Source organism: Leptothoe sp. PORK10 BA2 (assembly GCF_034932105.1).
GTDB lineage: Bacteria > Cyanobacteriota > Cyanobacteriia > Phormidesmidales > Phormidesmidaceae > Leptothoe.
The window spans coordinates 1-6,259 of record NZ_JAYGIG010000094.1 but is presented as its reverse complement, the minus strand read 5'-3'; the positions used below and the strand labels follow the sequence as shown (position 1 = coordinate 6,259).

Annotated in this window: 3 protein-coding genes; 1 reads left to right on the top strand and 2 read right to left on the bottom strand. The window is 45.2% G+C overall.

Annotation, left to right across the window (positions count from 1 at the left end; translation table 11 throughout):
* Positions 1 to 312: 312 nt before the first annotated feature.
* Positions 313 to 4,194 carry an NACHT domain-containing protein gene (locus tag VB741_RS14510; RefSeq protein WP_323365900.1) on the top strand — a complete coding sequence of 1,294 codons (3,882 nt, stop codon included), beginning with the start codon at positions 313 to 315 and terminating at the stop codon, positions 4,192 to 4,194.
* Between the two features lie 591 nt (positions 4,195 to 4,785).
* Here VB741_RS14510 and VB741_RS14505 read toward each other — a convergent pair.
* Together VB741_RS14505 and VB741_RS14500 are read right to left on the bottom strand one after the other, a co-directional pair.
* The gene (locus tag VB741_RS14505; protein ID WP_323365899.1) at positions 4,786 to 4,947 is read right to left on the bottom strand and encodes a hypothetical protein; all 162 of its coding nucleotides are present in this window, start codon (positions 4,945 to 4,947) and stop codon (positions 4,786 to 4,788) included.
* A 156-nt stretch (positions 4,948 to 5,103) separates the two neighbouring features.
* A complete protein-coding gene (locus tag VB741_RS14500; RefSeq protein ID WP_323365898.1) occupies positions 5,104 to 6,105 on the bottom strand; it encodes a competence protein CoiA in 1,002 nt (333 codons plus the stop codon).
* Positions 6,106 to 6,259: the final 154 nt, after the last annotated feature.

The window sequence follows — 6,259 nt, the reverse complement described above, 5'->3', positions numbered from 1 at the left end:
TTTTTAGCCAAACGAACAGGTCAGCAGGTTCCTTCGTTGCTACCTCAAGCCAAATTGTTGGTGTCAACTCCACCTGCCGACAGACTATTGCCTGCTGCTTAAGAGACTAATATGACGGACGCTTACGAATCTAAGCTAGATAGACTCAGTTTGTTCCTAAGGACATCGGGCAGGGAGAAGCCTTTATCCATCAAGATAGTTGCTATTCAAAATAGCTAAGTAAAGTTCAGCCGTCCCCGAGGTAGACTCACAGTATATTCACGTGTAAAAATTATCACTAGTGAGTTCCTAAAACAGGATGATCGTCTGACCATGTCTGCACAGACCCAATCGTTAGCTGACCTAATTATTGATGTATTGGGAAATAAGAGAGGAAGGTTCTTCGGCTTATTTAAAAAGCGTCCTAATACCCAGACGCAACAGTTGATTTTGTCTGCTTCCCAAGCCTATGTAAATAAGTTTAGGGAACGCCATGGCCAGCTCAAAATTCTCGGGATGCGTAAGCCCGTAAGCCTCGATTCGGTTTACGTGCCTGTACGTCTCTTAGAAGAAAGTGAAATTAATCGTTCCATGTCCATAGACGACATGGAAAAAGCCTGTCGCACTCGGCATGAAGGTAAGTTGCCCTCCAGATCAGCCGATCAAAGAACAGCGATCGACATTGCCAATGAAACTCAATACCTATCCATCATTGGGGCTCCAGGGGCAGGTAAAACCACCCTCCTGAGAAAAATTGGCTTAGAAGCCCTAAAAGATGCCCCTGAAACCCAGTTTCAGCACGGGTGTATGCCTATTTGGATCGATTTGAAGAAGCTGGAGGAAGATCGGGTTGAGTTTCAAGATTATATTGAGCATGAACTAGAATTTTTTGATTTTCCAGAAAGCGCAACAATTACGGAAAACGCTCTAAAGAAAGGTCGATTTTTAATTCTGTTTGATGGTCTAGATGAGGTTTCCTCCCGTAGTCGGTCTCAGGTGCTAGACCAAATTGAAACCTTTGTGGAACGTTACGAAAAAAACCGCTATGTCATATCCTGTCGGGCAGCAGCCTATCGCTCCCCATCCAATAGCTTTCGAGAAATTACCCTGGGGGGTAATAGCCAAGAACAAATCAAAAACTTTATCTATAATTGGTTTTCTTCAGAGGATGAAGACAGTTCTGAAGCAGCTGAATCATGCTGGAATTCCCTACGAAAATCAGATAATAGTGCGGTCCGGGAGTTGGCCCAAACCCCCCTGCTGCTGACATTTTTGTGTCTCGTCTATAGCCGTTCCCTCAGCTTCTCTGGCAATCGCAGTATTCTGTACCACCAAGGTCTGCGTATTCTCCTAACCAAATGGTTTGAAGAGAAGCGGGTTTCTAAAGAAGGAATTTATGAAGGTTTACACATAGAACTGGAGGAGAAGCTATTAGCTGAAATTGCTTACAAAGCTTTTCGGGAAGATAAATTGCTCTTTACCAAGGTTAATCTAGTCAACCATATTCGTGGATTCTTACTCAAGGAGTTGAATGCCCCGAAGAATCTTAGCGGAGAGGCCATATTAGATGCCATTGCCATTCAGCAAGGAATTTTAGTTGAACAGTCACCGGGAATTTATTCATTTTCCCACCTGACCTTTCAAGAGTTTTTGGCTGCCAAATACATCCATGAGAACTACACTAACCAGGCCCTCTCGGAAATGGTTCGGCTCTATGCCAATGACAAGCGTTGGGAAGAAATTTTTCTGCTGGTGGCGGGTCTAAAATATGACGCCACCAATGCGATCAATTTACTGCTCTACCTAAACCAAGTGGCCCAGGGCTTTATCAATACCGAAAAACTTAGTTCTCTGTGGCTGTGGGCGGCCCAAGTAACAGGGGATGAGTCCAGTGTCGGAAAACTGGTGGAAAGGCGGGCCAATGCTCTGTATCGGGCCTTCCACTACAGCCGTATCCTAGCCAAAAGTTCTAAATTGAAGGGGGAGCTAGAAACCGTTCAAGCCTTTTTGCAGTACTTTATTTACAACCTCAGGGCATCCAGTGATTTAACCCTAACCACCTATTTAATCAATGCACTCCACACGGTCACCATTCAGCTCCAAGGGACTGGCAAATTGAGTGATGCTGGGGCCAGAAAACGGATTCAGCGGGACCTGAAGAAAGCCATTATCTTAGCGAAGCCCCTGGCCAATAAAATTCGGAAAAGAGCCAGCGTCCGCAGCATGCGATATTTGAAGAGTCACGAGCAGCCCTCTCTCCTGGACGAGGATCTAAGACGCAATGAAATCTTTGCCAACTCTGATTTTTTAACCCTGTTTGAGCAGCTAAATCGACTGAGTCTAAATCTTCCAGGCACCCAATTTCCCAATCATGTTCACAAAAAGTTTTTCGATGAACTGAAGCATGTCTGCCTTGGCATCCTGAGGATAGATGAATCATGGCTGACGCTCACCCAGGAAGAGGCTAGATCCTGTCAGGATTGCCTTTACATCACGCAGCTGCTGTTGAAATGTCGTCGGGAAGCTAAGCGCGTAACTCCGGAACTATGGGCATCGGTGGAGAAACAGATTTTGTCCCTCAGTGCCGGGGGATATCGACCGGCACTGGTAGTCGCCCAGAGTTTCTTGGACCAGGTGGGAGCGATCTCGAAACAGGAAGACGAAGGTAATTTGTTGGTGACTGAGATCCCAGAAAAATTTGGGCTCAAATCGCCATTTTTTGTTTCTGTGGTGTCTGGCCAGCTGACCAAAGATAGTATCCATCAGCTGTTCAATCGGTCTGAAGAGATTAGAGCCCATCATACAGATTTGGCGGGGCTGATCCTATACGAAGATCTGCCGGAAAATGCCACCAGGGAGCTAATCGCAGACTTGAAAGCGCATCAGGATTTTAACGTTATCCCTATTTCCTTGGCGGAAGTGGAGCAGATTTTACCCAATGCCGATGAATGTAAAGAAGTGCTCTCCAGTCATGTGCGGCGGTATACCGATACGGTTGACTTCTTTAAGGATAAAACAACGGTGCGTGACAAACTGTTGTTTTTTGGTCGCACCGAGCTACTTACAGAGCTAGCGACTGATGTAAAGAACAACCAAAGTGTGGGTCTGTTTGGTTTACGCAAATCGGGTAAGTCCTCTGTGTTGCATCAGCTATCCTTAGTTTGCCAGGATCGGGCGGTGAGCTATACCGACTTACAAAAGTACAACGATCTGGGCTACGGTGCAGAGCTGTTAGATGAAATTCTCCACAACCTTTACCGTCTGGCTAAGAACAAAAATTCGCTGTTGGAACAGCCTCCCATCCTGGCGGAAGGGGGCTATCCGTTACCGGAGGCAGTCCAGGCATTCTATGGACATTTTAAGAAACTATCTAAGGATCTGGAGGGGGTAGGCTATGCACTACCGATTCTATGTTGCTTGGATAATTTGGATCAGGTCTTTCCCCGGTCCAATGAAAAATTTGAGGAGAAAGCGAAAGAGTTTAGTGTTGTATTTGGTGCGTTGCGAGCCTTAAACCAAAAAGAGCAGCTGATGTCTTTGGTGATAACGGCAGTGCAACCCCAATGTAATCGCATTAAGCAGTGGGACTTTTCGGAAACGGCTAACAATCCCCTCCATGGTTTTTTTGAGGAGTCTTTTCTCAAACCGTTTTCGATCTACCATACTGCAGCCATGATCAATGGTCTTGGTAGTTTGATGAAGTGGGAGTTTGATCGTCAGACCGTACAGGCGATCCATCGGTTGAGTGGGGGACATCCGTTTTTGGTCAGAAAGATTGCTGGATTTTTGGCCCATAAGGCTAGCAGTCAGCCAGAAATCCGGGATAAGGGACGTATTTCTTTTGTTTTTGCCCAGGAGAATTTGAGAAAGGTATTTCGTGATCAGTCCCTGAAAGCCTATGTTGAGTATGGCATGATTGGTGAGCTGAGAACGTATAATTCAAAGCCCAAGGTTCATCACCTTTTGAATGCGTTGAGTGTGATGACGATGGCTTCGAACCATACGGATGGTTGGCTCAGGGCGAGAACGTTGCTGGCGTTTTTGTCGAAGAAATTAAGTGTTTCTGAGATTCAATGTTTGGATGCGGTCCATGTTTTGCAAAATCTGGGCATTGTGGAGCAGATGGTGCATCCTGAGGGATATGACTGTTATCGGATTCGAGTTTTACTGTTGCATCAGTGGTTTCAAATGTTGCGAAAGGCTAAGAGTGCGTAGGTTAAGGCTTGTCTGGCTTGAAATGTGGAGTTGCCCTCACCCTAAATCCCTCTCCCGAGGGGAGAGGGACTTTGATGTTTTTCTGGCTCTCTGGGAGAGGGGCTGGGGGCGTAGCTTGCTTCCTGTAGGGTGGGCTAGAAACTGGAGTTGCCCTCACCCTAAATCCCTCTCCCGAGGGGAGAGGGACTTTGATTCTCAACCTGGACTTGGTTTAGGAAGTGGAGCTGCCTCGGACTAGTGGCAGCTCTACTGGGGGGCCAGGTAGAGTCTGGGTGTGAGGAGACGGAACTAGGGGACAGTGTGTTTAGGAGCTGAGATTTCTCAACAACTCTTACGTAAGTCTCTTATGTGTCGGGTGCGTACTTCTGTTGCCTTCCTTAGCCTGAGCTGATCAGGTTTTGCTAATGCAGGCGTTAAGATTGCACTGTCCAAAACTTTGATTAGATTCTCAATCGAATCATAATTCTAAGACTTCAAGAACCCAATCATTATATTTCTGTTTTAGGTCGCGAAACATTGCAACAGGTTTTTCACCTTCTTGTATGATTGGCACAAAAGGAATCATGTAATCTGGGACAGTAGCCTGTAATTCTAGAGGGCTGGACTTTGGATTAGTGATGCAATTATAAATTTACTCAATCCAGCAAGTGTCTTGATAGTTTCAGTAAAATCTCTTTGAGTTGGCTTTTCAAAATCAAATAGGATTGGAACAAATCCAAACTCACGAAGTTTATTACGAATTGCATCAAGCACAGCTTTTCTTTCTTTAGTAAAACGTCCAAGTATTAAAACGTCTTTCTCACCAATAGTATCGATGAGAAGTCGCCTAACGGCTTGCGGCTCACCAGATGGAGATAAACTTTGTGTCAGAACCAGCGCATAAATTGCCGTTCTGAGTGCAGCCGCTTGTCAGACTATCGACTTCCTAACAGCATCAAGAACAACTTCTTTATCCATCACGAGTGCTGAAGAATGGCATTCACTTGTACCCTCAGGGAAAAATATGAGATGTTGTTCTGAGCCAACATCCCAGAATACTGGCTTATCACAAGCTAAATTACCAGATCTTGGTTGACTCCATTTGAACTTTATTCTCCAGGTGGGGATTAATGAGTCAAAGAGCTGGATATGTTCTTGCAATGCATCCATTGCTGGATATGGTTTCCGAAGGAATCTAGTCTGTTCTCGACGTTTTAGTTTTTCTTGCTCTTGGGTTAATTTACTTTGCCAATTCTCTAAGTGTTTTGCCGCTCTTGGGTTTTCTCGTTTTTCTTGCCATTCAGCAATTTTATTCTCAGCAAGTTTAATATAGGTTTTCGATTTTTGAATAGCCTTCTCTCGAAAGCCGAGTTCTCTTTCATAAGGAGAAATTTCATTGAAGTCAACCAATTCTTCTGGCCTTCCATCTGAAGCGAGAAAATGCGCGTGCGCTTCTAGCACCTCCTCAAGGTTGTTAAGACAAAAAGCATCGTTGGGATGGCCATATGGGTATATGGGATGCGGGTGTTCACCGAACCAGCAAATTAATCTGCATCGTTCGGCATACTCTGTAGCATTAAATATCCAAATCATGTTTTTATAGAAGTGCTCGCGCTCTTTGACAACTTCAGGTGTAATAGGAGAATGCTGTAATTCAACAACTAAACCTCCGCCTGTCTGAATATCTGCACGATGTTCGCCTATGACTACTTCTCGCCACTCTTGGGGAAAGATCTCTTTCCAGCCGACATGCCATTCGCCTTCTGATTCACTCCAAGTATCACAATCCTCGGTGTTTATATGCGCCCAATGCCATACATTACGATTACCGCATTTGGCACGAACACTGGCCCCACATGCCGGACAGATCGCACCTTTTGCCTCGGGTGTAGCTAATATCTTTGAACCGTTAAGGGAGTTGGCATACTGCATAGGAGAATTATTTGGGTCTAACAATTCAGCTGGACAGTGCGAAGTTCATCTCTAACTGGTGAAAGTCTCTAAAAAAGAACATCCCAGTACCCAAACGGTCTGGAATGTCCGAAACTGGCTGAAACCATTACAATCAGCCAGTTCCATTATGGAG